This window comes from Erwinia sp. 9145 (assembly GCF_000745075.1).
Taxonomy (GTDB): Bacteria; Pseudomonadota; Gammaproteobacteria; order Enterobacterales; family Enterobacteriaceae; genus Erwinia; species Erwinia oleae.
Genome location: NZ_JQNE01000001.1, coordinates 1,860,595 through 1,886,931, shown reverse-complemented (window position 1 = coordinate 1,886,931; position 26,337 = coordinate 1,860,595). Strand labels below are relative to the sequence as shown.

At 56.8% G+C, this 26,337-nt stretch carries 23 protein-coding genes; 11 read left to right on the top strand and 12 right to left on the bottom strand.

Features of this window, described 5'->3' with window-relative positions:
• The first annotated feature begins 222 nt into the window (after positions 1 to 222).
• Positions 223 to 1,881: a methyl-accepting chemotaxis protein gene (locus FA91_RS09235; protein WP_034914906.1), complete on the top strand. Its 1,659-nt coding sequence runs from the start codon at positions 223 to 225 to the stop codon at positions 1,879 to 1,881.
• Here the strand turns inward: FA91_RS09235 and FA91_RS09230 are convergent.
• Positions 1,878 to 2,723: a LysR family transcriptional regulator gene (locus FA91_RS09230; RefSeq protein ID WP_034914903.1), complete on the bottom strand. Its 846-nt coding sequence runs from the start codon at positions 2,721 to 2,723 to the stop codon at positions 1,878 to 1,880. The genes FA91_RS09235 and FA91_RS09230 overlap by 4 nt on opposite strands.
• A gap of 107 nt (positions 2,724 to 2,830) precedes the next feature.
• Between FA91_RS09230 and FA91_RS09225 the strand changes: the two genes are divergently transcribed.
• A complete protein-coding gene (locus tag FA91_RS09225; protein ID WP_034914902.1) occupies positions 2,831 to 4,000 on the top strand; it encodes a methionine aminotransferase in 1,170 nt (389 codons plus the stop codon).
• A gap of 20 nt (positions 4,001 to 4,020) precedes the next feature.
• Positions 4,021 to 4,797 (top strand): transporter substrate-binding domain-containing protein, encoded by a 777-nt coding sequence (locus FA91_RS09220; protein ID WP_034914899.1) that lies wholly within the window; start codon positions 4,021 to 4,023, stop codon positions 4,795 to 4,797.
• A gap of 60 nt (positions 4,798 to 4,857) precedes the next feature.
• Here the strand turns inward: FA91_RS09220 and FA91_RS09215 are convergent, their stop codons facing one another.
• From FA91_RS09215 to FA91_RS09205, 3 genes are all read right to left on the bottom strand, one after another.
• On the bottom strand, positions 4,858 to 5,517 hold the full coding sequence (locus tag FA91_RS09215) for a DUF2931 family protein (RefSeq protein ID WP_034919166.1): 660 nt from the start codon (positions 5,515 to 5,517) through the stop codon (positions 4,858 to 4,860).
• Positions 5,518 to 5,519: 2 nt separating this feature from the next.
• A complete protein-coding gene (locus FA91_RS09210) occupies positions 5,520 to 7,514 on the bottom strand; it encodes a DUF2235 domain-containing protein (protein ID WP_051937119.1) in 1,995 nt (664 codons plus the stop codon).
• A gap of 174 nt (positions 7,515 to 7,688) precedes the next feature.
• Entirely contained in the window at positions 7,689 to 8,438 is a 750-nt protein-coding gene (locus FA91_RS09205) for an SDR family oxidoreductase (protein WP_034914896.1), read from the bottom strand.
• 96 nt (positions 8,439 to 8,534) lie between these two features.
• Here FA91_RS09205 and FA91_RS09200 point away from each other — a divergent pair, with 96 nt between their 5' ends.
• Complete coding sequence (locus FA91_RS09200) at positions 8,535 to 9,473, top strand: AraC family transcriptional regulator (protein ID WP_051937117.1); 939 nt, start codon at positions 8,535 to 8,537, stop codon at positions 9,471 to 9,473.
• Here FA91_RS09200 and pepT read toward each other — a convergent pair.
• On the bottom strand, positions 9,421 to 10,653 hold the full coding sequence (gene pepT, locus FA91_RS09195; protein ID WP_034914895.1) for a peptidase T: 1,233 nt from the start codon (positions 10,651 to 10,653) through the stop codon (positions 9,421 to 9,423). The two genes, FA91_RS09200 and pepT, sit on opposite strands and share 53 nt — an antisense overlap.
• Positions 10,654 to 10,785: 132 nt before the next feature.
• Here pepT and FA91_RS09190 point away from each other — a divergent pair, with 132 nt between their 5' ends.
• The gene (locus FA91_RS09190) at positions 10,786 to 11,214 is read left to right on the top strand and encodes an OsmC family protein (protein WP_034914893.1); all 429 of its coding nucleotides are present in this window, start codon (positions 10,786 to 10,788) and stop codon (positions 11,212 to 11,214) included.
• Between the two features lie 189 nt (positions 11,215 to 11,403).
• Positions 11,404 to 12,996: an ABC transporter substrate-binding protein gene (locus FA91_RS09185; protein WP_034914891.1), complete on the top strand. Its 1,593-nt coding sequence runs from the start codon at positions 11,404 to 11,406 to the stop codon at positions 12,994 to 12,996.
• Between the two features lie 33 nt (positions 12,997 to 13,029).
• Here FA91_RS09185 and FA91_RS09180 read toward each other — a convergent pair whose 3' ends face one another.
• Together FA91_RS09180 and FA91_RS09175 are read right to left on the bottom strand one after the other, a co-directional pair.
• A complete protein-coding gene (locus tag FA91_RS09180) occupies positions 13,030 to 13,872 on the bottom strand; it encodes a helix-turn-helix transcriptional regulator (RefSeq protein ID WP_034914889.1) in 843 nt (280 codons plus the stop codon).
• A 107-nt stretch (positions 13,873 to 13,979) separates the two neighbouring features.
• Complete coding sequence (locus FA91_RS09175) at positions 13,980 to 14,879, bottom strand: LysR family transcriptional regulator (protein ID WP_034914887.1); 900 nt, start codon at positions 14,877 to 14,879, stop codon at positions 13,980 to 13,982.
• A gap of 102 nt (positions 14,880 to 14,981) precedes the next feature.
• On the opposite strand from FA91_RS09175, the gene FA91_RS09170 reads away from it, so the two are divergent.
• The gene (locus FA91_RS09170; RefSeq protein WP_197060494.1) at positions 14,982 to 15,833 is read left to right on the top strand and encodes an SDR family oxidoreductase; all 852 of its coding nucleotides are present in this window, start codon (positions 14,982 to 14,984) and stop codon (positions 15,831 to 15,833) included.
• A gap of 98 nt (positions 15,834 to 15,931) precedes the next feature.
• Here the strand turns inward: FA91_RS09170 and FA91_RS09165 are convergent, their stop codons facing one another.
• Positions 15,932 to 16,675, bottom strand: coding sequence for an SDR family oxidoreductase (locus FA91_RS09165; RefSeq protein ID WP_034914882.1), 744 nt, complete (start codon positions 16,673 to 16,675; stop codon positions 15,932 to 15,934).
• A gap of 91 nt (positions 16,676 to 16,766) precedes the next feature.
• Here FA91_RS09165 and FA91_RS09160 point away from each other — a divergent pair, with 91 nt between their 5' ends.
• Entirely contained in the window at positions 16,767 to 17,432 is a 666-nt protein-coding gene (locus FA91_RS09160; RefSeq protein ID WP_034914878.1) for a TetR/AcrR family transcriptional regulator, read from the top strand.
• A 21-nt stretch (positions 17,433 to 17,453) separates the two neighbouring features.
• Here the strand turns inward: FA91_RS09160 and FA91_RS09155 are convergent, their stop codons facing one another.
• Together FA91_RS09155 and FA91_RS09150 are read right to left on the bottom strand one after the other, a co-directional pair.
• Positions 17,454 to 18,638 carry a sugar transporter gene (locus FA91_RS09155; RefSeq protein ID WP_034914876.1) on the bottom strand — a complete coding sequence of 395 codons (1,185 nt, stop codon included), beginning with the start codon at positions 18,636 to 18,638 and terminating at the stop codon, positions 17,454 to 17,456.
• Between the two features lie 132 nt (positions 18,639 to 18,770).
• Positions 18,771 to 19,331 (bottom strand): flavin reductase family protein, encoded by a 561-nt coding sequence (locus tag FA91_RS09150; RefSeq protein ID WP_034914874.1) that lies wholly within the window; start codon positions 19,329 to 19,331, stop codon positions 18,771 to 18,773.
• A 181-nt stretch (positions 19,332 to 19,512) separates the two neighbouring features.
• Here FA91_RS09150 and FA91_RS09145 point away from each other — a divergent pair, with 181 nt between their 5' ends.
• The 3 genes from FA91_RS09145 to FA91_RS09135 all read left to right on the top strand — a co-directional run bounded on the left by FA91_RS09145 (position 19,513) and on the right by FA91_RS09135 (position 21,689).
• Positions 19,513 to 20,385: an NAD(P)-dependent oxidoreductase gene (locus tag FA91_RS09145; protein WP_034914871.1), complete on the top strand. Its 873-nt coding sequence runs from the start codon at positions 19,513 to 19,515 to the stop codon at positions 20,383 to 20,385.
• Between the two features lie 31 nt (positions 20,386 to 20,416).
• Entirely contained in the window at positions 20,417 to 21,037 is a 621-nt protein-coding gene (locus tag FA91_RS09140) for a glutathione S-transferase (RefSeq protein ID WP_034914868.1), read from the top strand.
• 169 nt (positions 21,038 to 21,206) lie between these two features.
• Positions 21,207 to 21,689, top strand: coding sequence for an Rrf2 family transcriptional regulator (locus FA91_RS09135; RefSeq protein ID WP_034914865.1), 483 nt, complete (start codon positions 21,207 to 21,209; stop codon positions 21,687 to 21,689).
• Positions 21,690 to 21,775: 86 nt separating this feature from the next.
• Here FA91_RS09135 and FA91_RS09130 read toward each other — a convergent pair whose 3' ends face one another.
• Both FA91_RS09130 and FA91_RS09125 read right to left on the bottom strand, forming a co-directional pair.
• Positions 21,776 to 24,934, bottom strand: a complete 3,159-nt coding sequence (locus FA91_RS09130) for an efflux RND transporter permease subunit (protein WP_034914862.1) — start codon at positions 24,932 to 24,934, stop codon at positions 21,776 to 21,778.
• Positions 24,935 to 24,954: 20 nt separating this feature from the next.
• The gene (locus FA91_RS09125) at positions 24,955 to 26,118 is read right to left on the bottom strand and encodes an efflux RND transporter periplasmic adaptor subunit (protein ID WP_051937115.1); all 1,164 of its coding nucleotides are present in this window, start codon (positions 26,116 to 26,118) and stop codon (positions 24,955 to 24,957) included.
• Positions 26,119 to 26,337 lie beyond the last annotated feature (219 nt).

The following is a 26,337-nucleotide window of genomic DNA, read 5'->3' as shown; positions in this document are numbered from 1 at the left end:
GTTCAATGACAAAATAATTTCATCGTTAAATTATTATTTTTACTTAGCATGATGACAGATTTGAAAATTATATAAGTAGCAAGCACTTAACAGAAACGCGACGGCTGGTAAGGTTTTGAATGTAAAAGCATAACGATTCAGGCTTTGTGACAGATTGCCGATAAGAACGATAAGCGTCCGGTGTGCAGGACGAATCAGACCGGTAATTACAATGGAGTCGTTATGAATATTTTTAAAAATTTTACTATACGCAGCGTGATGCTGTGGACGCTGGGGCTGTTTAGTCTGTTATGGACGGCCGTGGGTGTCTACAGCGTTCATTCTCTGAATTCACTGAGCGCAGGCAATGAGGTTGATCGCCAGTTGGTCAGCCAGATGACCACCCTCAGCAAAGGCAACGATCAATATTTCCGCTTTATCACCCGCCTCTCGCGCGCGGTGGATTCACGTCAGGCGGGCAGCGCCACCGCGCAGGCGGATATGGCCTCCGCGCAGAAGGCGCTGGACAGCATGGCAAAACAGCTTGATGACTTTAAAGCACAGGCGCCTGGCCCGATTGATCCTGCCTATGCCAATGAGGTGATCGCCAGCTGGCAGAAACTCCTTGATGACGGTGTTGCGCCGCAAATGCGCCTGGCACAGCAGCCCACACTGGATGATTTCCGGCATCATGCCGCAACCGTTACTCCAGCCCTCAGCCGAAGCTTTGGCGCCACGCTGGAAAAATTTAACGTGGCCGCCGGTGAAAAGCTGGATGCCACGCGGGTTACCGTTGATGCACTGACGGCGGTAACCAAAACGGTGATTGTGGTGGCGGTGATTGCCGGACTGTTGATTCTGCTGTTCGCCGATCGCTACCTGGTCACTATGCTGGTACGCCCGCTTGAGGGCATGCGGCGGCATTTCCGACTGATTGCCGAAGGCGATCTCAGCCAGCCGCTGGCGGATATTGGCCGCAACTGCGTGGGCAAGCTGGTGCCGCTGCTGCGTGAAATGCAGGAAAGCCTGCGCGACGCGGTCAGCGCCATTCGCAGCGGGACGGACAATATCTATCGCGGCGCGGCGGAAATTTCATCGGGTAATAACGATCTCTCATCGCGTACCGAACAGCAGGCGGCTGCGCTCGAACAGACGGCGGCCAGCATGGAACAACTGACGGCGACGGTGAAATTCAATGCCGATAATGCCCGTCATGCCAGCGAGCTGGCGCAGAGCGCCTCTGAAACCGCCAGCAAGGGCGGCAAACTGGTCGGCAATGTGGTGACCACCATGCAGGGCATTGCGGGAAGCTCGCAAAAAATTGCCGAGATCACGAACGTCATCAACAGCATCGCTTTTCAGACCAACATCCTGGCGCTGAACGCCGCGGTGGAAGCGGCACGAGCAGGAGAACAGGGACGTGGTTTTGCCGTGGTCGCCAGTGAAGTGCGTAATCTCGCTCAGCGCAGCGCCGGTGCGGCAAAAGAGATCGAAACGCTGATTGCGGATTCGGTCAGTCGCGTGGACGACGGATCGCGTCTGGTAAACGAAGCGGGCAGCACCATGGGCGACATCCTGAAATCCGTCGGGGAAGTGACGGAGATCATGAAGCAAATCGCCTCCGCCTCTGAAGAGCAGAGTAAAGGTATTTCTCAGGTAGGCACGGCGATCACCGAAATGGACAGCGTGACCCAGCAGAACGCCTCGCTGGTGGAAGAGGTTTCCACCGCCGCCAGCTCGCTGGAACGACAGACGGAAGAGCTGACGCTGTCAGTTGCCAAATTCCGCCTCTCCGCCGACACGCCGCGCGCGACGGTAGTGAAGCCTGTCGCCGCCGCGCCGGGCAGACCGCTGCTGGCTAAACCGGCCTCTGCCTCCGCCGACGAATGGGTTTCTTTCTAAGCGGTCAGCAGCCACGCCGCAACGTCTGCAAGCTGTGGCGTGGCTGATGACGGGCGCTGGAGGAAACTGTAAACCGCGCCCGTTTTTACCGTCGCGCTGAAGGGCGCGACGAGCCGTTTCATCGCCAGATCCTCCTCAACGAGCGTGACATCCGCTACCGTTACGCCAAACCCCTGCACCGCCGCGCCGATCGCCAAATCCATCGTATCGAAATGCTGATTACGCACCATCGCCACGCTGGCATGCTGTGCGTGGAGCCACAGCATCCAGTCACGTCCGTCGGCAGTAGGGTGCAGAAAGGTGAAGCGGGCGAGATCGTCCAGCGCGAGCGCGGGGGTGTCGATCAGGCCGGGCGCCATCACCGGCGTCAGAATTTCATCAAACAGACGATGCGCACCGGGGGGGAGCGTACCGTAGAGGATTGCCGCGTCGAAATTTTCCAGCTGCGTGTTGTGATCGACGGTGGTGGTCAGCGATACGTGAAGCGCCGGGCGCGCTTTCTCCAGCGCCACCAGCTTCGGCACCAGCCAGCGCATCGCGCAGGTGGGCGCCTTGAGACGAACGGTAACGGGCGATCTTATCGCCTGTTCCGCGGCTTCCAGCATCTGTTCCACGCTGTTTTTAAATACCGGGAGCAGGCTGGCGCCCTGCGCGGTGAGGTGCAGGCCGCGCGCATGCCGGACGAAAAGCGTAAAGCCGAGCCAGTCCTCCAGCGAGGCGATCTTCCGACTCACCGCGCCCTGCGTGATGCAAAGTTCACGCGCGGCATGCGTCAGGTTGAGGTGTCTGGCGGTAACAATAAAAGCATGTACCGCATTGAGCGGCAGCGAGCGTGGCGGCATAGCACCCTCAGGCATGAAGAAAAGTCATGGCTATTATGACAACAATTCGCTTGTTCACTCAAGCACACTCACGTTGAATGACAGTTTCCCCGCCTGATGGAGCCCGTATGACAATCCTCTCATCCGTACCGCAGCGTTCTAAACTACCGGACGTCGGCACCACCATCTTTGCGGTTATCGGCGAGCTTTCCGCCCGTCACCATGCCATTAACCTGTCGCAGGGCGCACCTAACTTTCCCTGCGATCCGGCGCTGATCGACGGCGTCACCGCCGCGATGTCGCGCGGCATGAATCAGTACGCGCCCATGACAGGTTACCCACCGCTGAAAGAGGCGCTGGCCACGAAAGTGCAGGCGCTTTATGGCCAGCGCTACGATGCACACAGCGAAGTGTTGATCACCGCCAGCGCCAGTCAGGGGCTTTATGCAGCCATTGGCGGGCTGGTGCATAGCGGCGACGAGGTGATCTTCTTTGAGCCGGCCTTTGACAGCTATGCGCCAATGGTACGCTTACAGGGCGCGACCCCGATAGGACTGAAGCTGCTAGCCCCCGATTTTACCATTGACTGGAACGCGGTGCGTGCGGCGGTGACAAGCCGGACGCGTATGATCATCATCAATACCCCGCACAATCCCAGCGCTCAGGTGCTGAGCGGAGAGGATCTTGATGAGCTGGCGCAGATCACCCGCAACAGCGACATCGTGGTGCTGTCAGATGAAGTCTATGAACACATACTTTTTGACGGCCGCCAGCATCATGGCATGGCCACACATCCGGAACTGGCGCAGCGCAGCGTTATCGTCTCTTCTTTCGGGAAAACGTTTCACGTGACCGGCTGGCGGGTGGGCTACTGCCTCGCGCCTGCCGAACTGATGGATGAACTGGTTAAAGTGCATCAGTTCATGATGTATGCCGCCGACACGCCGATGCAGGTAGCGTTTGCAGACTACCTGCTTAATGCGGAGAACTATCTCAGCCTTGGCGATTTTTATCAGCAAAAGCGCGATCTGCTGGTTTCGCTACTGGAGGAATCACCGTTTCGCCTGCTGCCGTCGGCCGGTTCATTTTTTATGTTAGCCAGCTTTGCCGATTTCAGTGACGAAGCAGACAGCGAAATGGTAAAACGGTTAATCGTCGATTATGGCGTCGCCACTATTCCGCTGTCGGCGTTTTACACGGACGGCACGGACAATAAACTGATCCGACTCTCTTTTGCCAAAGATGAAGCCACGCTGCGGGCAGGCGCACAGGCGCTGTGCCGGGTAACGCCTCGTTAAACCAGACCTGAGGGAAAATAATGAAAAAACTGAATGCACTGTTTGTCGCGCTGGGGCTGCTCTCATCGGTGTCGGTCATGGCGCAGGAAACGCTGCGCTACGGCGTTGAATCACAATATCCGCCGTTCGAAAGCCGTAACGCGGCGGGCGAGCTTGAGGGGTTCGATATCGAACTGGGCAAGGCCATTTGCCAGGCGGGAAACTTTACGTGCAGCTGGGTGGAGAGCAGCTTTGACGCGCTGATCCCCGGTCTGATGGCGAAAAAATTCGACGCGATCAATTCGGCGATGAATATCACTGAAGCTCGTCTGAAAAGCATTGCTTTTACCCGTCCGATCTATCGCATTCCCAGCCAGTTAATCGGTAAAGAGGGCGCGGGTCTGAAACCGGACGCAGAGGCGCTGAAGGGTAAAAACATCGGCGTGTTACAGGGTTCAATCCAGGAGACGTTCGCTAAAAAGCACTGGGAACCGCAAGGCGTAACCGTCACCAGTTATCAGGATCAGAACCAGGTCTATAACGATATGCTGGCAGGACGGCTCGACGGCACGCTGGTGATGTCAGCGGCCGGGCAGTCGGGTTTTCTGGCTAAACCGCAGGGCAAAGGCTTCAGTTTCGCCGGCGGCCCGGTAGAGGATGAGGGCGTGCTGGGCGTCGGCATCGGTTTTGGTCTGCGCAAGGACGATGCCAGAATGAAGCAGGCGCTGGATGCAGCAATTGGTAAAGTGCAGGCCGATGGTACCGTCAATCGGCTGGCGGCGAAATTCTTTCCCGGCATTGACGTCGCGGTAAAGTAAACGGCGCAACGCAGCATGGCAAAGGCCGTAGCAGATCTTGCACGGCCTTTTTGTTGCCGTTTACCATTCGCCGTAAGGGTAGGTTTTTCCTTTAATGAAGGCGGGCGTATCGCCGTAATATTTATATCCATTTGGATGTTTCGTTATGTCGCGGCAGATATCCAGTTGGTCGCCGGAGACGGTTTTCATCTTTAAACCAGGTATCAGATAATTGGGATGCTCTCCCACGTCCTGCAACCAGACTCTGACCTTTCCTTCCGGCGCGAGCCCGAACAGCATGGTGCTGTACCATACGGTGGCGCCGGAACGGGCTTTATAGCTGGCAGGCGTTCTCATTTTTTCCCAGACCGACCGCGGGAAAAAGATGCTGGTTTCGTAAACTTTCATATCAATGATCGAATCCCAGCAGAAAACCATATACTGCGGGGGAAAGCTGGCGTGGTTAAACCGGAGAGAAGCGCTCCGGGTTGTCCTGCTCCATGCCTCTCTCGTCATATGGTCATCACGGGTAGGGTCGAGGTCAAAAAAGTGATAGAGGTAACCGGCAGTATCAATAAGCCGCACGTGCGTGACCAGCGCAGGCAGAGCATAGGGCGTAAAGAAGGCAAACTTCCAGTCGCCAAAAGGAAGCGTCCAGTCGCCGCGCGACAGCGGGGAAGTTTTGGTGGTTTTCTGACAGGCGGTCAGGCTCATAATAACGATGAGTAAAGCGATATGCATTTTCACTGTTTTTTTCCGTCCATGTTATAGACCGTGCGTTGCCAGCGCAGATCGGGCCGGTGAGGGAAACTGAGCGTCTCTGATGGAGACGCGCCACCGATAATCAGGCCGCGGTCGCTGAGCTTAATAGCATTCCAGTGCGTTGAGCAGTGAATATAAGGCGCAATCAGCGCAATTTCCTCGGCGGTGAACGCGTCATAAAACTGCTTTTTACACGCTGCTCTGGCCTGCGCCAGCGCTTTGTCGCAAAGTGGCTGGAGCTCAGCAGGCAGTGCCAGAGCGGGGTTTTCTGAATCAAGTGGATCAAACACTACGCCCGCTCCGGTGGCGGCTTCAATCATTACCCGTAAAGCCACCTTCGACCAGTCATTTTTAACCCGCCGGTTACGCACCGCCAGCGCGGCAAAGCTGCGTTTCTGCATATTACCGTAGCGATCCAGCGGCATCCGATCGTCTGACCAGGTTTCAATCACCACCTCCTGGTTGCGCAGCAACGGCGCCATAGCGGGGGCATAGTGAAGATCCACCCGTTCGCTGCGCACTGTGCGCCACACCCGCGTGTGTTCATCAGGCCGCTGAAGCGGCACCGTTTCTCCGTACGGACGGGAGAGAAAGAGATCTTCGCGTACCAGCGGCAGGTAACCACCGCCAATATCGGCATGAACACCGGGCAGCGACATCTCAGGCCAGGCAGGGCTGACGCTGTTAAGGGCAAAGTTGAAACGGCATTCGTGCCGTGCCGTAAGGTGGAACACTTTTTCCGCCACGCCGGGACGCAGGCGAAGTCTGACGCTTCCCGTATCTGCGCTGTGCGGATTGAGGCCATTTGTGGGGGTGCCGATGGCGGCGACGGTGTCAAAGATGCCGATAAAACGGGTTACGCCGCAGGGCTCACCGCTGTAATCGGCGTCCGCCATTCCCTCACGAATAGCGCTGGCCAGCGCGGTGTCCTGTGCCTGTACGCGATTGGCAAAATGACGTGCGGCTGCCGCACCGCGACTGAAGCCAAAGATATCGAATTTGAGCGCTATGATTTTAAAAGGGGAGTTCAGGTTGTCGCGGACGGTATTAATTGCGCCAGCCAGTTCAGCAATCGCCCGATCGGTTTTCGCCAGCACCCCGGTGTCGGAGATTCCCATTCCTATACCCAAAACTCGATCGGGCTCTCCATTAACCGTGCCTATTCCCTCAACATATACAGCTCGTTGTATGCAGCCATTTACCGGCGAGATCATTTGCCTGTACAACGTACTCAACCAGTGTACGTTTGTGTAATAGCTGGTGTAGCTGAAAGCGCCTGTGCCGGAAACGCCCATTTGTTCATGCGCCGTTTCGGCCAGAATGGATTCAACATCTTCATTGTCGATCCGGAAATGCTCACCGCTACATGCGGCAAGCATGTTTCTGACATTCACCGCGTTATTGCCGGTGCCGTCGAAGAAAATTCCCACCACCAGCGTGACCTCCTGCGGCAACAATTCGCGGACAGCGCGCTGGTAAGGTTCGGATGACACTGCCGGTTCGTCGGCAACGGAAGACCACCATCCGGGTCGGAAGGTTGCACGCGGTTTTCCGCTGCAATGGCTGTAATCCCGGCGTTGCACCGCCGCATCAAATGCGCTGATTATTTTGTCGATACGGCCAAAAGTGAATGCTGAAGGGTCATGGCATATCAGCTTTCCAACGGCGTCAATGTAGAATAACCTTTCCGGCTGGCCGAACGGGTTGATTTTTACCACTTCTCCGCTGAAAAGCATGCATTTAAACTTTTCCTCCTCCCTGGTGTGACAAGGCTCGGGAGCCGCGCCATTAGGATTATAATCACGCAGGTACATATGCACGACTTTCTCGCTGTAGATGGCGTCGTCAGAGAAGAGATACATGCGTTGGATGTCATGCCAGGCTTTCCAGGGCGGAATAATACATTCAAAACTTTCCGGGGCGAGGTCTTGTCTGGGCAGATAGTAAAGATCGTTTCCGGGCAGGTAAAGGCTCATATCCAGCTCCTTCTGGATAATAAACAGAGTGATAGTTTACCTTTGAAATAAAATTGAATCAGAGTTTTTCAGCAGGTTAGCTATAAAGATCACAAAAATTCTTATTCAAAAGGGATCTGAATATCACTGCATAACCTGCCGGTCAGCATGTTTTATCGAACGCGCTGACGCTTTTTAATCAAGCGAAGCGGCCAGCGCGACCGCGTCGCTGCCCGCAGGCGTGCGCATCGGCGTGGCGGGGTCGTTGACCGCCTGCCAGACCGCTTCCGCAACCTGCTGCGACTGCGTCACTTCTTCCGTTGAGCTGGCCCATTCGCTAAAAATCCCCTCAGCCAGCGCGCTGTAAGCGTCGGGAATAGCGCCTGCCATACGCGCCTGCGCATTCTGGCCGAAGCGGGTGGTTGGTGCGCGGCCCGGCAGCACCAGCCGCACGCGAACGTTGAACTGCGCCAGCTCAAGCGCCAGCGATTCGGTAAAGGCATTCACCGCCGCCTTGCTGGCCGTATAAACAGAGAGCAGAGGCAGCGGCCTCAGCGTAACCGTTGAGGTGACGTTGACGATGACGCCGTCCTTACGCGTTCTGAACTGCGGCAGCACCGCCTGGGTCATGGCGATAGTGCCCAGCGTGTTCGTCGCAAATACCTCCCGTATAGCCTCCACAGAAAATCCCTCAAGCGCGCCCAGCAGGCCGATACCGGCGTTATTTACCAGCGCATCAATCTCTCCGGCTGCTTCAATGGCTTGTTGAATGCTCTCCGCACTGGACACGTCCAGCGCGATCAGGCGCAGATTTTCGCTCTGCGGAAAGAGATCCTGATTTGGCGTACGCATGGTGGCGATCACCTTCCAGCCACGATCGAGGAACCAGCGCGCCGTTTCATGACCAAAGCCGGAAGAACAACCGGTAATCAGTATCGTTTTCATCATCAACTCCTTCAGGTTTAAGAAAGAAAAGCCTAAGCGTTGAGCGCCGGACTGGCTATAATTATCCGTCCGCATATTCTTCGCAGGAGTCCAGAGATGATCGATCCTTTAGCGGAAGTGGTGACGCTGTTACAACCCGCCGCCCGTTATACAAAAGTGGTCAACGGCGCAGGTCGCTGGGGCGTAAGGCGAACGGATGTCGCACAGCCTTTTTATTGTGCGGTGATGGAAGGTTGCTGCTGCCTGACGATTGACGGGGTTGCGCCGCGGCTGCTCAGACAGGGCGATTTTGTCCTGCTGCCCGCCGCCAGTGATTTCACCATGACCAGTGCGGAACCGCCTTCCCCTGAACACTTTGCCATTGCGCCGGTTACCCAACCGGACGGCGAAATCAGATCGGGCGAGCAACATGGCCCAGCGGATGTCCGGCTGCTTATCGGTCACTGTGTCTTTGCGTCGCCCGACGCGGGACTGCTGGTTTCTCTTCTGCCGAAACAGGTCCATGTGCGCGGAGAACGCCGTCTTGCCACGCTGGTGCAGCTGGTCAGCGATGAGTGGCGCGCCAGGCGCCCGGCGCGCGAGGTGATCCTGGCGCGTCTGCTTGAGGTATTGCTGATCGAAGCACTGCGATCGTCAGACGGAACCGCCGCCACGCCGGGGCTGATCGCAGGCCTGGCAGACGAACGGCTGGCCGTAGCGCTGCGTCAGATGCACGGCGATATCACCCGCAGCTGGACGATGGCAGAGCTGGCAAAAGCCGCCGCCATGTCGCGGTCGGCTTTCTTTGAACGATTCAGTCGCGCGATGGGCGTCGCGCCGATGGCCTATTTGCTTGCCTGGCGTATGGCCCGGGCAAAGCGTTTATTGTTGGGGAAAGAGAGTGTGGCCAGCGTTGCCGAACAAACGGGCTACCGTTCGGCAAGCGCCTTCAGCGTCGCCTTCAGCCGCTACGTGGGCATCGCGCCAACGCGTTTCGCCTCGCTCAGTCAGCCGCAGCCAGAAGACACAGTTTTTCCGCAACCTGATACGATTTAACAAACGAGGCGATCGGCAAAAATTCAAATTTAGAGTGAAAGTTATGCGCGCCGGTAAAGAAATTGGGCGTCAGCAGGCCTTTTGCGGAGAGGGCCGCGCCGTCGGTGCCGCCGCGCATCGGCGTGACTTTCGGTTCGATATCCAGCTGCCTCATTGCCTCAAAAATCAGATCGATTGCCCGGCGATCTTCGCCAACGGCATTGCTGATGTTGCTGTAGGTGTCGCTGAGAGTGAAGGTGACCTTGCCGGCGGGATAGTTCGCCGCAATTTTCTCCGCGACGTCGGCAATTTGCTGTTTCCGCTGCCGGAAAGAGGCCAGGTCAAAATCGCGAATTGACGCCTTCAGTCGCGCCTCACTGGCATTGGCGTTCATATCGTTAAACCAGATGTAGCCTTCGCGTCCTTCAGTGTGTTCCGGCGTCTCCTGACGATCAAAATGGCTGATAAAATCCCAGGCCATCAGCAGCGGATTAACCAGCACGTCTTTTGCTGACATAGGATGCGCGGTCACACCGGTAAAATGGATCTCGGCGGCGGCGGCATTAAAGTTCTCAAATACCACTTCACCCAGTTCGCAGCAGTCAATGGTCCAGGCAAAATCGACGTTAAAGCGCGTTTCCAGATCCAGCGCCTTTGCGCCGCGCAGGCCGATCTCTTCATCAGGTACGAAGGCCACCACGATGTCGCCGTGCGGCGTGGCATCGGTGAGGTTTTCCATCAACGTCATCACCACGGTGACCGCCGCTTTGTTGTCCGCGCCCAGCACGCTGGTGCCGTCGCTGAAAATAATCTCCTGTCCTGCATAAGCCGCGATTTCGGGGTGTTCAGCGGTGCGTAGCCAGATATCCTGTTCGGCATTCAGGCAGAGATCGTCGCCCTCAAAACGCAGCGTTTGCGGGTGAATATGCGGCGAAAGCCCGACATCAACGGTGTCAATATGGGTGATGAAACCAATACGCGGCGCAGAAGGGCGATTGCCCGGCTTGACGGCGGTTACCGTGGCGAATTCATCGACAACCACCTCCTGAAGCCCCATTTCGCGCAGCTCTTCCGCCAGCATGGCGGCCATATCATGCTGACCGGGCGTGCTCGGCAGCACGTCTGATGCCGCGTTGCTCTGGCTGGTGACGGATAAATAACGATAAAAGCGGGAGGTAAGCTGTTCGGCCAGTGTGGTCATGCTGTTTTCCTGTAAGCAGTAAGCGACAGGCCCTATTTACGGTCAGCTTCCAGGCGATTGCAAGCCTTCATCCGGCAAAGTGCTGAGACATAACTATACTGAATACCTGTGTAAATCAAACGGGAGACAGATATGACCATTCATAAGAAAGGGCAGGCACACTGGGAAGGTAATATTAAACAGGGTAAAGGCACGGTCTCTACCGAGAGCGGCGCGCTGAAAGAGCAGCCTTATGGTTTTAATACCCGTTTTGAGGGCAAGCCGGGCACCAACCCGGAAGAGCTGATTGGTGCGGCGCACTCCGCCTGCTTTTCAATGGCGCTTTCGCTGATGCTGGGCAATGAAGGCTATACGCCGGAGAGCATCGATACCGTGGCGGACGTTTCACTGGATAAAGTAGGCGAAGGCTTCAAAATCACCAAAGTCGCGCTACAAAGCCGGGTTAAACTACCGGGTATTGATGACGCGGCCTTCGAGAAAATCATCAATCAGGCCAAAGAGGGATGTCCGGTTTCTCAGTTAATGAATACGGATATTACGCTCGATTACCAGTTGAACTGATCCCCACCTTTCCCGTCCGTCACGGGCGGGAAAGTCTCTTCGCATTTCCTCCGCCCGGCCAACATCCTGAAATATAACCAAAATGAATAGCCTGAAACCGGCTTTTTTGCTGGCCCCGCATCGCCGTAGCGATTAGATTGTTAAAGGCTCTGGACAGATATAAAACAATCACAATGAGAGAAGATAATAATGAAAGGATCGCTACTACGGACAACCGTGGCCGCGCTGACGCTGGCGGTAGCCTCTGGCGCGGCGGCGAAAACGCTGGTTTTTTGCTCTGAAGGCTCGCCTGAAAACTTCAATCCGCAGTTATACACTTCCGGCACCAGCGTTGATGCCAGCGCGGTGCCGCTTTATAACCGGTTAGTGGATTTCAAACCTGGCACGACGGAACTGGTGCCGAGCCTGGCGGAAAGCTGGGAAGTCAGCCCGGATGGCAAGGTGTACACCTTCCATCTGCGCAAGGGCGTGAAGTTCCACAGCAGCAAAACCTATAAACCGACGCGCGACTTCAATGCCGACGACGTCATTTTCTCGTTTATGCGGCAGAAAGATCCCAACAACCCTTATCACAAGGTTTCAAACGGCACCTACGCCAACTTTGAAAGCCTGGAGTTTGGTTCGCTGATCCAGAAAATTGAGAAAGTGGATGACCATACGGTGCGCTTTACCCTGGCGCATGCCGAAGCGCCGTTTCTTGCCGATCTCGGCTGGTATTTCGCCTCCATTCTTTCCGCCGAATATGCCGACGCCATGCTGAAAGCGGGCACGCCGGAAAAAGTGGATCGTGATCCTGTCGGCACCGGCCCGTTTCAACTGGTGAGTTATCAGAAAGATGCCCGACTGTTGTTCCGGGCCTTCCCGGAATACTGGCAGGGTAAAGCGAAACTTGATCGGCTGGTGTTCAGCATTACGCCGGACGCCTCGGTGCGTTTTGCCAAACTTGAGAAGAACGAGTGTCAGGTGATGCCATTCCCGAATCCGGCCGATCTTAAGCGTATGAAGGAGAACAAAGACGTTACGCTGATGCAAAAAGCGGGTCTGAATACCGGTTTCCTCGCGTTTAATACCCAAAAAGCGCCGCTGGATAACGTCAGGGTGCGTCAGGCGCTCACCATGGCGATCAACAAACCCGCCATTATTCAGGCGGTGTTTCAGGGAACCGGTACTGTGGCGAAAAATCTGCTGCCGCCCGGCGTCTGGAGCGCAGATCAGGATCTGAAAGATTATGACTACGCGCCTGATAAGGCAAAAGCGCTGCTGAAAGAGGCGGGGATCAAAGAGGGCACCACCATCGATCTGTGGGCGATGCCGGTTCAGCGGCCTTACAATCCTAACGCGCGGCGCATGGCGGAGATGATTCAGGCCGACTGGGCGAAGGTCGGCATCAAAGCCAATATTGTCAGCTTTGAGTGGGGCGAGTACCTGAAAAGAGTGAAGAATGGCGAGCATCAGGCGGCGCTGATGGGCTGGACGACCGCGACCGGCGATCCTGATAACTTTTTTGGCCCGTTGTTCAGCTGCACCTCGGCCAACGGCGGTTCCAATTCGTCGAAGTGGTGCTACAAGCCTTTTGAAACGGTTATCACCAGCGCGCGCGCCGAGCAGGATCATAACAAACGCATTCAGCTATACCGTCAGGCGCAGCAAATCATGCACGATCAGGCGCCTGCGGTGATGATTGCGCACTCGACCATTTTCGAACCCGTCCGCAAAGAAGTGACCGGTTATGAAGTGGATCCTTTTGGCAAACATATTTTCTATCAGGTTGATCTCAAATAGCCCGCTGCGGCCTGCGCCTTAAACGCAGGCCGCTCATCCCGCCTGGCGGTTTTGCCGCCAGTGGTCAAGTATCCGGTCTACTTTTGAGCGATGTTCCGCATTCGCCGGTGTGTAAATAACCAGTCCCAAATCAGGCTGACCATCCAGCGTAAACGACGAATATTCAAACGCCAGATCGCCCACCAGTGGATGACGCGCGTGCTTCACGCCTTCGCCCTGATGCTGCACGTCATAGCTTTGCCAGAAGCGGCTGAACTCTGTACTGCTTTCGCTCAGCTCTTCGACCAGTTCCTTAACCTGTTCCAGCGCGCCCGCGCGAATAACCTCAGCACGAAATGCCGCCACGGCGGAAGCCGCATCGGCCTGCCAGTTGATCATCTTTTCGCGTACGAGCGGATCGGTGAAAAGGATGCGCATAATATTGCGTTGTGGCACCGCCATCAGCGTGTAGTCTTTCAGTACCGCTCTGGCCGCGTCGTTCCAGGCAACAATGTCCCAGGTGGCGGTTCTGATCAGCGCCGGGCTGTGCTCCAGCGAATCCAGCACGCGCTGAAGCTGTTTCGAAACCTGCTCATCCGGCCGGTAATGCGCCTGCGGTGGCCGCTGCTGCGCCAGCAAGAAAAGGTGTTCACGCTCTACGGCGCTGAGCCGCAGCGCCTGCGCCAGCCTGTCCAGCACCTCGGCGGACGGGGAGCCGCCGCGTCCCTGCTCAAGCCAGGTATACCAGGTGGCGCTGACGTTGGCGCGCTGTGCCACTTCTTCGCGGCGCAGGCCCGGCGTACGACGGCGGCGTGGTGAAATACCAAAGCTCTCAGGATCGAGTTTTCCTCGACGATCTTTCAGGTAGTGTCCCAGCAGTTTGCAGTCCGGTATCAACGTGTTTTCTCCTCAATGACTCTGTAAAGCCTGGCTGGTTTTGGCGACGGGTCAATGTGTATTCTCACCGCGGGTTCGCCGCCAGGTTAATGCCTCCGGCATCATACCTATCCATGATGATTAACTTCCTTTATTAAATCGATAAATGCTCTCAGCGCCGGGGGCATCTGACGGTTTCCCGGATAATATAAATAAAGCCCCGGAAAAGGCGGGCTCCAGTTGTCAAGAAGACGCCGGAGGCGGCCCGATGCCAGTTCCGCCATCACTGCGCTTTCCGGGACACAGGCAATCCCCAGCCCATCAACGGCGGCAGCGATCATCAGCGGGATAGTATTTAATGTAAGACGGCCGGGAACATCAATGGTGATCTCCTGTCCCTGCCGTGAAAATTCCCACTGGTAACGTTTGCCACTGGGCAACTGATGTCGAATGCATTCATGCCGGCGCAGGTCGTCCGGAACGGCGGGGGCCTGCCGCCCGGAAAGATAGCCTTCTGATGCCACAGTGATAAATCGCACCGGGCCGCCAAACCTCACGGCATTCATTCCCTGAGCGAGGCTTTCTCCCAGGCGAACCCCTGCATCGAACCCCTCTGCGACAATATCTATCAGGCGGCCTTCAGCAACAATATCAAGCGACACGTCCGGGTATCTTGCCAGAAAGTCCGGCACCACCTTGTGCAACAGGATTGCTGCCGCCGTTTCGGGGGCGTTGATACGTAACGTGCCAGCGGGTGATGCCCGAAATAGGGCGATGTTTTCCAGCGCGAGATTGACCTCTTTCAGCGCGGGAACCAGCGTTGCGCGCAGGCTGTGGCCCGCTTCCGTTAACGCTACGCTTCGGGTGGTGCGATTAAAAAGGCGAACGCCAAGCGTCTCTTCCAGCTGCCGGATGGTATGGCTGAGCGAAGAGGGCGCAATATTCAAAACCTGCGCGGCTTGTCGAAAACTGGTGTAGTCCGCAACGGTAATGAACGCATTCAGATCGTTGAAAGAAGGTTGTGACATTGTTCGTTTTTAACCAACAGTTTATTGAGTATTGTTGGTATAGTATACATGAGTAAGATCTGACAATAATAAATCTCATTAATCTGGAGTGGAGATTTTATTATGCAGACCTGGATGATAAGCGGTGTTTCTTCCGGACTGGGCCGGATCCTGACTGAAAAACTTCTTACCCGTGGTGATAACGTCGTGGGGCTGACTCGCGATCTGCGCAAAACGCATGAACTTAAAGAACGCTATCCCGAGCAGTTTCATTTAATTCAGGCTGACCTGCGTGACACCCTGGCAGTGAGCAATGCAGTCGATGAGGCGTTCAGGTTTTCCGGACGCATCGATCGTATTGTAAGTAACGCGGGTTACGGCGTTTTCGGGGCGGCAGAGGAAACTGACGATCGGCATCTGCGTGACATTATCGATACCAACCTCATCGGATCGATCGTACTGATACGTTCTTCTCTTCCTCACCTGCGGCGTCAGGGGGGAGGCCGTATCCTACAGATCTCAAGCGAGGGTGGCCAGATAGCCTATCCGGGATTCAGTCTTTATCATGCATCAAAATGGGGAATTGAAGGTTTTATCGAATCGGTTGCCCAGGAAGTCAGCCCGTTTGGTATTGATTTTGTCATTGTTGAACCCGGCCCGGCCCGAACGGATTTTGGCAATGCGCTTGTGCGGCCTGAACCTTTACCCGATTACGAAGGTACGGCTTCCGCACAGATCAGGAAATCGCTCGACAGCGGCGGTTGGGTAATTAAAGGCGATCCGGTACGGATGGTCGATGCAATGCTGAACGTGGCCGATCATCAGTCTCCGCCGCTGCGGCTGATTCTGGGTGCCGATGCCCACGCCGGCGTGCGGCGTGCGCTGAAATCGCGCCTTGCTTTACTGGATGAGCAGCAACGCGTTGCGGCGGCGGCCGATTTCAGTCAGGAGGAGCTGGATGCCTTTGCGGATTGATGCCGACATTAGCAGGGTGTAAATCGTCGAGCGGGCAATATTAAGCTTCACCCGACGGTGGTAAAAACTCGCCGCAACACCAGCGGCGAGTTTTTTTTTCAGGCGTTAGAACCACCATCTACCGTCAGCGCGGTGCCGGTGATGTAGTTTGCTGCCGCGCTGGCCAGAAAGGCCACCGCGTCGGCAATATCGTCAGGTTTACCGTAGTGGCCCAGCGACGTCTGTTTACGGTTTCCCTCAGCAAAATCGCCGTTGGCCGCCGGGTTCATATCGGTGTCGATCGGTCCCGGCTGTACGAGGTTGACCGTTATGGCCTGCGGGCCGAGATCGCGTGCCAGGCCTCGTGTGAAGGCGAGCAGCGCCGACTTGGTCAATGAGTAAACCGTCACGCCCGCCATTGGTACGCGCTCCGCCAGGCACGAGCCGGTACTGATGATCCGCCCACCCTGTTTAAGGTGCGGAATAGCGGCCTGTGAGGCGAGGATCACTGCACGGATATTAATATTAAGTAGCGCATCAATCTCCTCCAGGCTCATCTCCGGCAGCGAACCCGAACGGGCGATCCCCGCATTGTTTACCAGAATATCAAGACCGCCAAGGCTGCTGACCGCCTCATTGACGGAACGCGTCACCGCAGCCGCATCTGCGCTGTCGGCCTGAATGGCAAAGCCGCGCCGCCCCTTGTTCTCAATAGCTTTAACCACGCCGGCGGCTTTGTCCGCCGCGTGCTCGTAGGTGAGAGCGACATCTGCGCCTTTTTCCGCCAGCGCCAGTGCAATAGCGGCACCGATACCACGCGACCCGCCGGTGACCAGCGCGCGCTTACCTGTCAGTTCATTCATTGCCTGTTCCTCTGTGATTATATTTATGTAGTGATCGACACATAAATTAGGATGGTTGCACAAACCCGTCAATCGGTTTATATAACGATCCATGCATAAATCAGAGAAAACGGCACAGTCCGCTAAAAATACGCCTTCACGCGCGCGTGGACGCCCGCGCGCGTTCGATCCGGACGCCGCACTGGCAAAAGCAACGCGTCTGTTCTGGCAAAAGGGGTATGAAGCCACTTCCATTTCGGATCTCACGGCCGCGATGGGAATTGGTTCGCCCAGCCTTTACGCGGCCTTCGGATCGAAAGAAGCGCTTTATCTGGAGGCATTGCGTCACTATCGCACATGCTATGAATCGCTGATCTGGGAGCGATTTCTGTCAGCCGCTACGGCTCGCGAGGCGGTGACAGCGCTGCTGATGGATTCCGCTCGCGCCTTGACGGAGGGCATCAGCGAGATCCCGAACGGCTGCATGGTGACGCTTTCGATGGTGGGCAGCGAGGGACACAGCGAACTGGGCGAGGTCGTCCGGTCAATGCGCGCGGTTACTTTTCAACGCCTCGAGGCGCGGCTGCGTCAGGCTGTGGAAACGGGTGAGATCCCGGAGCAGGTCGATATACCGGCGCTCGCGCGCGTGGTGCAAACCCTGCAAAACGGCATGTCCATTCTGGCGCGGGACGGCGTAAACCGGGCGGAACTGGAAGGGATGGTCACAATGATGATGGCGGGATGGGACGCCAGAACCACGTTAAACAACGCGAAGTAATGGCGCCCTGACCGGCAGGCGTCAACCGTGGCTTCTGAGCTGTGGAAAGCGACGAATGCTCCACAGGCACCACGCCAGCGAAAACAGTCCAATGGTGCCGCCCGCGTAGCCGATGCTGCCCATATTGAGATGCAGACTCACCTGATTGCCCAGCAGCGCGCCGCCGCCGATGCCGATATTATAGATCCCGGAGAGCAAAGCCATCGCCACGTCAGTCGCATCCGGCGCCAGATTCAGCACCCGTACCTGCACCGCCAGGCCGATAATCATCATCGCCATTCCCCAGATGATACACAGCCAGGCGATAGCGATGGCGTGCGTGGCGGCCAGAAACAGCGTCAGCATGCAGGCGGAAACCAGCGCAATAGCCGTCACCAGGAAGCTGGCCGGATAGCGGTTGCCGAAGGTGCTGAACAGTATGCTGCCGACGATGCCCGCTGCGCCAAATATCAGCAGCAGCAGCGTGGTGAAGTTATCGCTCATTTGCGCCACGTTCTGGATAAACGGTTCAATGTAGCTGTAGGCGGTGTAATGCGCGGTCACAATGGCTGCGATCAACACATACAGCGCCACCAGCGCCGGACGGCGAAACAGCATCGGCACGCTTTTCAGCGAGCCGCTGTGCTCGCTGGGTAGCGGCGGCAACAGCTTTGCCAGGCAGATCAGGGTGATCAACGCCACGCCGCCAATGACGCCAAAGGTGATTCGCCAGCCAAGGTATTGTCCGATCAGACGACCCAGCGGCAGGCCCAACACCATCGCCAGCGCGGTGCCGGTTGCCAGCATGCCCAGCGCCTGCGTTTTTTTCCCGGCGGGTGCCACACGGATCGCCAGCGACGCGGTGATCGACCAGAAAATAGCGTGCGACAGCGCAATACCGATACGTGACGCCACCAGCGTGCTGAAGCTCCACGCAACGGTGGAAAAGGCGTGGCTGGCGATAAACAGGATAAAGATAGCGATGAGCAGAAAGCGGCGCTCAACCTGGCTGGTCAGCAGCATCAGCGGCAGCGAAAGCAGCGCCACCACCCAGGCATAAATAGTCAGCATCAGGCCGACCTGCGCGGTCTGCATCGAGAAGCTGTCGGCGATGTCAGAAAGCAGACCGACGGGCACAAACTCGGTGGTGTTAAAAATAAAGGCGGCAACGGCGAGCAGGATGACGCGCAGCCACGCCGTTTTGCGTGAAACAGTAGTTGATTGCATCAGGTTAACAGCTTATTGATAAGTGATTAATTTCGCTGAGACGAAGTCGAAAAAGTATCGCTATATTGTGATGCAAATCACATTAATAAGACATCGAAAATTCGCCTTTTTTGTAAATCAGCCATTTCATATTTACAGCATGTCGGGGCGAAACAGCGAACGGCGACTGACGTGTTTGCCGGAAAGCATAAATTCGCCGTCGCCGCAGTAGTGGATCGTTTCCGGTTTTTCAGGAGATGCGGCAACATGGGCTTTAATTACTTCAAAAATAAAAAAGCTGAAGCCGTCCACCAGTTGATCATTATGAAGCGTGCACTCAAAACTGGCATGACACTCTGCAATCAACGGCGCGCTGACGCGTTCGCCTTTTTCCGCCGTCAGGGCAAAATCATGAAATTTGTCGCATCGCGTGCCGCTACAGTTGCCGATTTTCACCACCGTCTCCAGCAGCGAGGAGGTGGGCAGGTTGATGACGCATTCACCGCTCTGACGAATCAGTTGGTTACTGTGGTTTCCGGCGGAGATCATACAGCCGATTAGCGAGGGGGAAAATTCAAGAACGGTATGCCAGCCCAGCGTCATAATATCCGTTTCGCCATCATGCTGCGATGAAACCAACACCACCGGGCCTGGCTCCAGAAAATGGCGCACGTTGCTGACCGGAAAATCAATTTTTTTCATCTGGTGAGTCATCATTATTTCTCCCGTTAACGGGATAATTATAGATGACCCTGGCCGATGCTGGCAGACATTCACACCCCGTTACGAATTCCCGCACGGCGTTTTCATTCGATAAAGAAGAAATTATTGTGCGGGTGCGCTACCCTGGAGACAGTGTGTGGCTGCGGTCGCGCTTAGCTAAAGGAGAACGTTTATGAGTCAGCATCCCGCGGTGGCGGTATTAGGATTAGGTGCGATGGGCCATGCCTTCGCAGCGAATTTACTGAAAAACGGCTTTTCGACCTCAGGCTGGAACAGGACTAAATCGCGTGGCGACGATCTTAAAGCGGCCGGTCTGACCCTGGCTAACTCGCCCCAGCAGGCCGTTGAGCAGGCCGGCGTGGTTATCACCATGCTCGCCGATGCGGCGACAACGGAGAGCGTTCTTGAGCAGGCGTCTTCAGCGCTGAAAAACGGTGCCATCGTGGTACAAATGGGCACAATTGGCGTTGAGGCCACGGAAAAACTGATCGGCTTTTTTGCCGAACGTCGTCCCGACGTCGTGTTTATCGATGCGCCGGTTTCCGGCACCAAAACGCCGGCGGAAAATGCGCAAATCGTGGTGCTGGCCAGCGGCGACCGCCAGCGCGCCGCCGCCGTTGAACCGGTATTCGCCGCCATTTCAAAAGCGACAAAGTGGCTGGGCGCGGCCGGTTCGGCTTCGAAAATGAAGCTGGTGGTCAACGCCTGGCTGATTTCGATGGTGCAGGGGCTGTCCGAAAGCATGCAGATGGCGAAAGAGTTTGGCTTTACTTCTGACGATCTCTGGTCAGTGCTGGAGGGCGGGCCGCTGGCCGTGCCGTACGCCAGTGCCAAATTGGAAATGATGAAAGAAGGGCGCTACGATCCTCAGATGCAGCTGACCTGGGCACTGAAAGATGCCAGGCTGGCGCTGTCGGCGGCTAAAGACAGCGAACTGCCGGGACTGCGGCTGATCGCCGATGTCTGGCAGGAAGCGGTAAACGCCGGCTATGGCGAAAATGATTTATCAGTGGTTTATCACTATCTGAGTGAGAAGACGCTGTAAGCACGCCCTGTAGAACCGCACGGAGGTCTTTATGCAGAAACTGTACGGCGCGCCTGGCTGGGGTTCGGCCATTAGCGAAATCATGTTTACGCTGGCGGACGAAGCCTATCAACTGGTGGACGTGACAGGTTTTGATAAGCCCGGCCCGGCGCGGGAGCGTTTGCTGGCGGTTAATCCGCTGGCGCAGGTGCCGACGCTGGTGCGCGCTGACGGTTCTGTTATGACCGAAACCGCCGCCATTGCCCTGATGCTGTTGGATGAGAACCCGCATCTCGCACCGTCGGCGGGCACCCCGCAGCGTCAGCAGTTTTATCGCCTGTTGATCTGGCTGGTGGCCAACGTTTATCCCACGCTGACCTACGGCGACTATCCCGCACGCTGGGTCAACACGGCGCCAGAAGAGCTGGAAAGCTCGACCGATCGCTACCGCGAGTCGCTCTATCTCTGGCTGGAGAGCCAGGCAGGGGAAGGGCCATACTGGTTTGGCGAGCAGGTCAGTCTGCTTGACGCTTATTTTCCGGTAATAATGTGCTGGCGGCCGCGAAAAGCCTGGTTTGAGCAACATACGCCAAAACTCGTCCAGATTGCAGAAAATGTACGGGGTTTGCCGGTGCTGGAAAGGGTGGTGGACGCTAACCAGTTAAAGACATAATTTTATGTTATTCAATGCAATAGCGTAAATAGCAGTAATCGCTAACGTCGTTTCTTCTAAAATGCAACAATATTTGTTATATTAACGACGTGGTTTTTTTTATAGTTAACTGATTTTTAATGCTTTTTTATAAAGGCGCCAACCGGCGTTTAAAAGCAAGGATCTGAACATGCTTGATATTCGTTTTCCTACGGCCTTACAAATGGTGCTCTGTGTGGCCCATGCGGAGCGGGAAGGTAAACGCAGCACCAGCAAAATTCTGGCGATGGGCCTGAATGCAAACCCGAGTTTTGTGCGCAAAATGATGGTGCCGCTGACCCGGGACGGCATCATCGTCTCCACGCTCGGCCGCTCGGGCACCATCCGTCTGGGTCGTCCGGCGCAGGAGATTACCCTGTGTGATATTTATCTTTCGGTGCTGGAAGATAAGCCGCTGATGGCAGGGCGACCGGAAGTCCCGCCGCGCTGTCTGGTGAGCGCCAACGCCTGTTGGTATTTTAAAGAGCTGGCCCGCGAAGCCGAGCAGGCCTCGCTGGACGTACTGGCGAAGCGCACGGTGGCAGACGCCTTGAAAGATATTCACGATCGCGATCGTCGTTATCCCGAAGGAAGCTGCGAATTGCAGACCGCCGAGGAAAAAGCGGACCTTTAGACGTTGCCAGAGAAAAAGCCGGACGCAGTGTGCGTCCGGCTTTTTTTATGCCCGCGTGCCGCCCTCGCAAGGACGGCGGCGACGGCTCAGCTTTCCAGCGCGGGTGTTTCTGCGGCGTTCTCGCGGCGCGTAACCAGCTTGCGCAGCGCAACGTAGAACACCGGCGTCAGAAACAGGCCAAACAAGGTTACGCCAAGCATGCCGGCGAACACCGTGATGCCGGTAACGGTACGCACTTCGGCACCGGCACCGTGGCCCAGCATCAGCGGAATTGTCCCGGCGATGAAGGCGATAGAGGTCATTACAATGGGACGCAGGCGCAGGCGACATGCCTCCAGCGCCGCTTCCATGATGGTGCGTCCCTGCATCTCCAGTTCGCGGGCGAACTCAACGATCAGAATGGCGTTTTTACAGGCCAGTCCCATCAACACCACCAGCCCGACCTGCACAAAGACGTTGTTATCGCCCCCGGTCAGCCAGACGCCAAACAGCGCCGACAGCATGGTGACCGGCACGATCAGGATCACCGCTAACGGCAGCGTCCAGCTTTCATAGAGCGCGGCCAGCACCAGGAAGGCCAGCAGAACGGCGACCGGGAAGACGATCACCGCCGCATTTCCCTGCGTCGCCTGCTGATAGCTCAGATCGGTCCATTCCACATTCATGCCGGGAGGCAGGATCTGTTCGGCGAGCGCCTGCACTTTTTGCATCGCCTCGGCGGAGGAGAGCATGCGCGGATCGGCATCGCCAATTAAATCTGCCGCCGGGAAACCGTTATAGCGAATCACCGGATCCGGCCCGTACGTGGTGGCGATATTGACCATGCTGCCAATCGGCACCATTTCGCCGCGCGCGTTGCGGGTGCGTAAATCAGCAATATCACTGACGCTGTCGCGGAACTGACCGTCTGCCTGCGCATAAACGCGCCATGTGCGGCCAAAGCGGTTGAAGTCGTTGATGTAAGACGAGCCGAGATAGGTTTGCAGCGTGCCGAACAGATCGTTCAGCGCCACGCCCTGCGCCTTCGCCTTGTCGCGATCGACCTGCGCATCCAGCTGCGGCACGTTGGCCTGATAAGTTGAGATCGGGAAGTGCATGCCCGGCGTTTGCATGATGGTGCCCGCCATGGCGCTCGCCGCATCCTGAAGCGCGCCGTAGCCGAGGCCCGCCCGATCCTGAATATAGAGGGAATAGCCAGAACCCTGGCCCAGCCCGAGGATTGGCGGCGGCAGGATCGAGAAAGTAAAGCCTTCCTGAATTTGCGCCAGCTTGCCGTTAATTTCAGCATTGATCTCCGCCGCGCTGCGTGACCGCTGGTTCAGCGGCTTAAGCGTGAAAAAGACCGTGCCGGTGTTCGGCGTATTGGTGAACTGCAACGCGTTCAGACCCGGAAAGGCAATGGCATCCGCCACGCCGTCGGTATGCAGCGCGATGTCACTCATTTTGCGGATCACGGCGTCCGTGCGCTCCAGCGATGCGCCTTCCGGCATCTTAACGCCACCGATCAGGTAGAGCTTGTCCTGCGTAGGAATAAAACCGCCGGGAACCAGCCTGAACATCACGCCCGCGCCAACCAGCAGCAGAATATAGACGCCGAACACGGCGCCGCGCCGACGCAGGATGCGTGACACGCCGCCCTGATAGCGCGCTGAGTTGCGGTTGAAAAAGCGGTTAAACGGGCGGAACAGCCAGCCGAAAAGGGCGTTGATCACCCGTGTGGGACGATCCGCCGGCGCGCCGTGCGGCTTCAGCAGCAGCGCCGCGAGCGCGGGCGACAGCGTCAGAGAGTTGATGGCAGAGATGACCGTTGAAATCGCAATGGTCACCGCAAACTGTTTATAGAACTGGCCGGTGACGCCAGAAAGAAACGCCATTGGCACGAATACCGCGCACAGCACCAGCGCGATAGCGATGATCGGCCCGGAGACCTCGCGCATCGCCTGATGCGCCGCCGCGCGGGGCGCCAGACCCTCTTCAATATTACGCTCGACGTTCTCAACCACCACGATGGCGTCATCCACCACGATACCTATCGCCAGCACCAGCCCGAACAGGCTCAGCGTATTCAGCGTGAAGCCAAGCAGATAGAGCACGGTAAACGTTCCGACCACCGAAACCGGCACCGCCAGCAGCGGAATAATCGAAGCGCGCCAGGTTTGCAGGAACAGGATCACCACCAGCACCACCAGCAGCACGGCTTCCAGCAGGGTATGCACCACCGAACTGATCGAGTCACGGACAAAAATGGTGGGATCGTAAGGCGCCTTCCAGGTGACGCCCGCCGGGAAGCGCGTCTCCAGCTCAGCCATTTTGGCGCGCACTTCATTCGACAGATCGATGGCGTTAGCGCCAGGCGCCTGGAACACGCCGATGCCTACCGCGTCTTTATTGTTTAACTGCGCGCGCAGCGCATAGCTCCCGGAGCCCATCTCAATGCGCGCGACGTCGCGCAGGCGAACAATCTGCCCGTCATCGCCGCTTTTCAGGATGATATTGCCGAACTCTTCTTCACTTTGCAGACGCCCGCGGGCGTTGATGGAGAGCAAAAAGTCGCTTTTGGTTGGCATCGGCTCCGCGCCAAGCTGCCCGGCAGAAACCTGTACGTTCTGCTCCTGCACGGCAGCAACCACGTCGTTGGCGGTCATCCCGCGCGCCGCCACTTTTGTCGGATCGAGCCAGATGCGCATGGCATATTCGCCCGCGCCAAAAATCTGTACCTGTCCGACGCCGGGCAACCGCGCCAGCTCATCTTTTACCTTCAGCTGGGCGTAGTTGCGCAGATAGAGCGAGTCATAACGTCCGTCCGGCGAATCAAGGTGCACCACTAAGGTCATGGTCGGCGACTGTTTCTGCGTGGTGACGCCCTGGCGGCGCACGTCTTCCGGCAGCCTTGCTTCCGCCTGCGCCACGCGGTTTTGCACCTGCACCTGCGCCCGATCGGGATCGGTACCCGGACGGAAGGTCACCGTGGTCACCAGCACGCCATCGGAACCGGCAATTGATTTCATGTACATCATGTTTTCAACGCCGTTGATCGCTTCTTCCAGCGGCGTGGCAACGGTTTCGGCAATCACTTTCGGGTTGGCACCGGGATATTCTGCGCGAACCTGAACGCTGGGCGGCACCACGTCGGGATATTCGCTGACAGGCAGCAACGGGATGGCAATCAGTCCGGAGACAAAAATCAGAATCGACAGCACGGCGGCGAAAATCGGCCGGTCGATAAAAAATCTGGAAAAATCCATAGCGGTTCCTGCGGGTCAGTTTAAAGGGCGGCTGGCGTCATCGGCACCGTTTTTGCGTTAACCGGCATGCCCGGCATGAAGACTTTCTGAACGCCATCAACGATCACCCGATCGCCTGGCTTAAGACCGCGCTGCACAATACGCAGCCCGTTAGCCAACTGGCCGGGTTGAATATCGCGACGCTGTGCTTTGTTCTGCCCATCCACGACATAAACGTATTTGCGATCCTGATCGGTCAGCACGGCTTTATCGGATACCAACAGGGCAGGGAAGTCCGCGCGGCCGGGAAGCCGAACCCGTGCGAACAGACCCGGCGTATAGCGGCGCTGGCGATTATCCAGCAGCGCACGCATGCGGATGGTTCCGGTGCTGGCAATCAACTGGTTATCGGTAAAGTCCACCCGCCCTTCATGGGGGTAGCCGTCTTCGCCCACCAGGCCAATTTTGACCGGCAGCGGTTCACCGGCATGACCAGCGCCTTCACCGCTGCGCTGGCTTTGTTGATAGCGCAGGAAGGTTGCCTCATCAACGTCAAAGTAAACATAAACGGTATCCAGCGAGACCAGCGTGGTCAGCACGCTGCTGCTGTCTCCGGCGGTCACCAGGTTGCCGCTGGTGATCATCGCGCGGCTGGCGCGACCGTCGATAGGGGCGGTGACGTGGGTGAAATCCAGATTGAGCCGCGCCATATCCACCGCGGCCTGGGCCGACAGCACGTTAGCCTGCGCCTGGCTGGCTGCCGAGCGACGTTGTTCCGCCGCCTCCCGTGAGATGGCCTGAGAGCCAATCAGCTTTTCCGTTCGCCCCGACTCGCTACGCGCCTGCTGCGCCTGCGAACGGGCGCTCGCCAGTTCGGCTTCGGCACGCGCCAGTTCAGCGCGGTAGGTACGCGCGTCAATGGTAAACAGCACATCGCCTTTTTTTACTTCCTGGCCTTCAACGTAGTTAACGCGATCGATATAGCCGGTAACGCGCGGGCGAAGCTGGACACTTTGTACCGCTTCAATACGTCCGTTGAAATTATCCCACTGGCTGACGGTCTGTTGTTCAACGGCGGCGGCGCTGACCTGCGGTGCGGGCGGTGCGCTTTGTTCGGCGCTTTTTGAATCGCATCCCGCCAGCACAAGAGCGGTAAGCAGAAGTAGCGCGACGGGCCGCAGGCGCGGCGAGGCGATAGATTTCATAATGTGAGTCCCTGTAGCAGTTGCATGACGACGTAAGAAGCAGAGTACGGAAAAGCGCACAAAGTGTATCTTTTACAGATGCACTAAACAGGTGGATTGTAAAAAGGAGGAAAAGATAGTGCAAGTTTTATTGTTGCATTTAGCACTTTTCTGTCAAGAGGGTGTTAATAAATTGGAGAGAGGAAGAGTGTCAGAAGATCGCATTTAATGCAACAATTA

Excerpts from the sequence above, each read along its gene's own strand:
- FA91_RS09175 (WP_034914887.1), bottom strand. The coding sequence starts at position 14,879 with ATGTCACAACCTTCTTTCAACGATCTGAATGCGTTCATTACCGTTGCG.
- FA91_RS09150 (WP_034914874.1), bottom strand. The coding sequence starts at position 19,331 with ATGACTCACCAGATGAAAAAAATTGATTTTCCGGTCAGCAACGTGCGC.
- FA91_RS09155 (WP_034914876.1), bottom strand. The coding sequence starts at position 18,638 with ATGCAATCAACTACTGTTTCACGCAAAACGGCGTGGCTGCGCGTCATC.
- FA91_RS09215 (WP_034919166.1), bottom strand. The coding sequence starts at position 5,517 with ATGCATATCGCTTTACTCATCGTTATTATGAGCCTGACCGCCTGTCAG.
- FA91_RS09225 (WP_034914902.1), top strand. The coding sequence starts at position 2,831 with ATGACAATCCTCTCATCCGTACCGCAGCGTTCTAAACTACCGGACGTC.
- FA91_RS09210 (WP_051937119.1), bottom strand. The coding sequence starts at position 7,514 with ATGAGCCTTTACCTGCCCGGAAACGATCTTTACTATCTGCCCAGACAA.
- FA91_RS09220 (WP_034914899.1), top strand. The coding sequence starts at position 4,021 with ATGAAAAAACTGAATGCACTGTTTGTCGCGCTGGGGCTGCTCTCATCG.
- FA91_RS09165 (WP_034914882.1), bottom strand. The coding sequence starts at position 16,675 with ATGAATGAACTGACAGGTAAGCGCGCGCTGGTCACCGGCGGGTCGCGT.
- FA91_RS09145 (WP_034914871.1), top strand. The coding sequence starts at position 19,513 with ATGAGTCAGCATCCCGCGGTGGCGGTATTAGGATTAGGTGCGATGGGC.
- pepT (WP_034914895.1), bottom strand. The coding sequence starts at position 10,653 with ATGACCACACTGGCCGAACAGCTTACCTCCCGCTTTTATCGTTATTTA.
- FA91_RS09190 (WP_034914893.1), top strand. The coding sequence starts at position 10,786 with ATGACCATTCATAAGAAAGGGCAGGCACACTGGGAAGGTAATATTAAA.
- FA91_RS09160 (WP_034914878.1), top strand. The coding sequence starts at position 16,767 with ATGCATAAATCAGAGAAAACGGCACAGTCCGCTAAAAATACGCCTTCA.
- FA91_RS09170 (WP_197060494.1), top strand. The coding sequence starts at position 14,982 with ATGCAGACCTGGATGATAAGCGGTGTTTCTTCCGGACTGGGCCGGATC.
- FA91_RS09230 (WP_034914903.1), bottom strand. The coding sequence starts at position 2,723 with ATGCCGCCACGCTCGCTGCCGCTCAATGCGGTACATGCTTTTATTGTT.
- FA91_RS09200 (WP_051937117.1), top strand. The coding sequence starts at position 8,535 with ATGATCGATCCTTTAGCGGAAGTGGTGACGCTGTTACAACCCGCCGCC.
- FA91_RS09205 (WP_034914896.1), bottom strand. The coding sequence starts at position 8,438 with ATGAAAACGATACTGATTACCGGTTGTTCTTCCGGCTTTGGTCATGAA.
- FA91_RS09140 (WP_034914868.1), top strand. The coding sequence starts at position 20,417 with ATGCAGAAACTGTACGGCGCGCCTGGCTGGGGTTCGGCCATTAGCGAA.
- FA91_RS09130 (WP_034914862.1), bottom strand. The coding sequence starts at position 24,934 with ATGGATTTTTCCAGATTTTTTATCGACCGGCCGATTTTCGCCGCCGTG.
- FA91_RS09135 (WP_034914865.1), top strand. The coding sequence starts at position 21,207 with ATGCTTGATATTCGTTTTCCTACGGCCTTACAAATGGTGCTCTGTGTG.
- FA91_RS09235 (WP_034914906.1), top strand. The coding sequence starts at position 223 with ATGAATATTTTTAAAAATTTTACTATACGCAGCGTGATGCTGTGGACG.
- FA91_RS09185 (WP_034914891.1), top strand. The coding sequence starts at position 11,404 with ATGAAAGGATCGCTACTACGGACAACCGTGGCCGCGCTGACGCTGGCG.
- FA91_RS09125 (WP_051937115.1), bottom strand. The coding sequence starts at position 26,118 with ATGAAATCTATCGCCTCGCCGCGCCTGCGGCCCGTCGCGCTACTTCTG.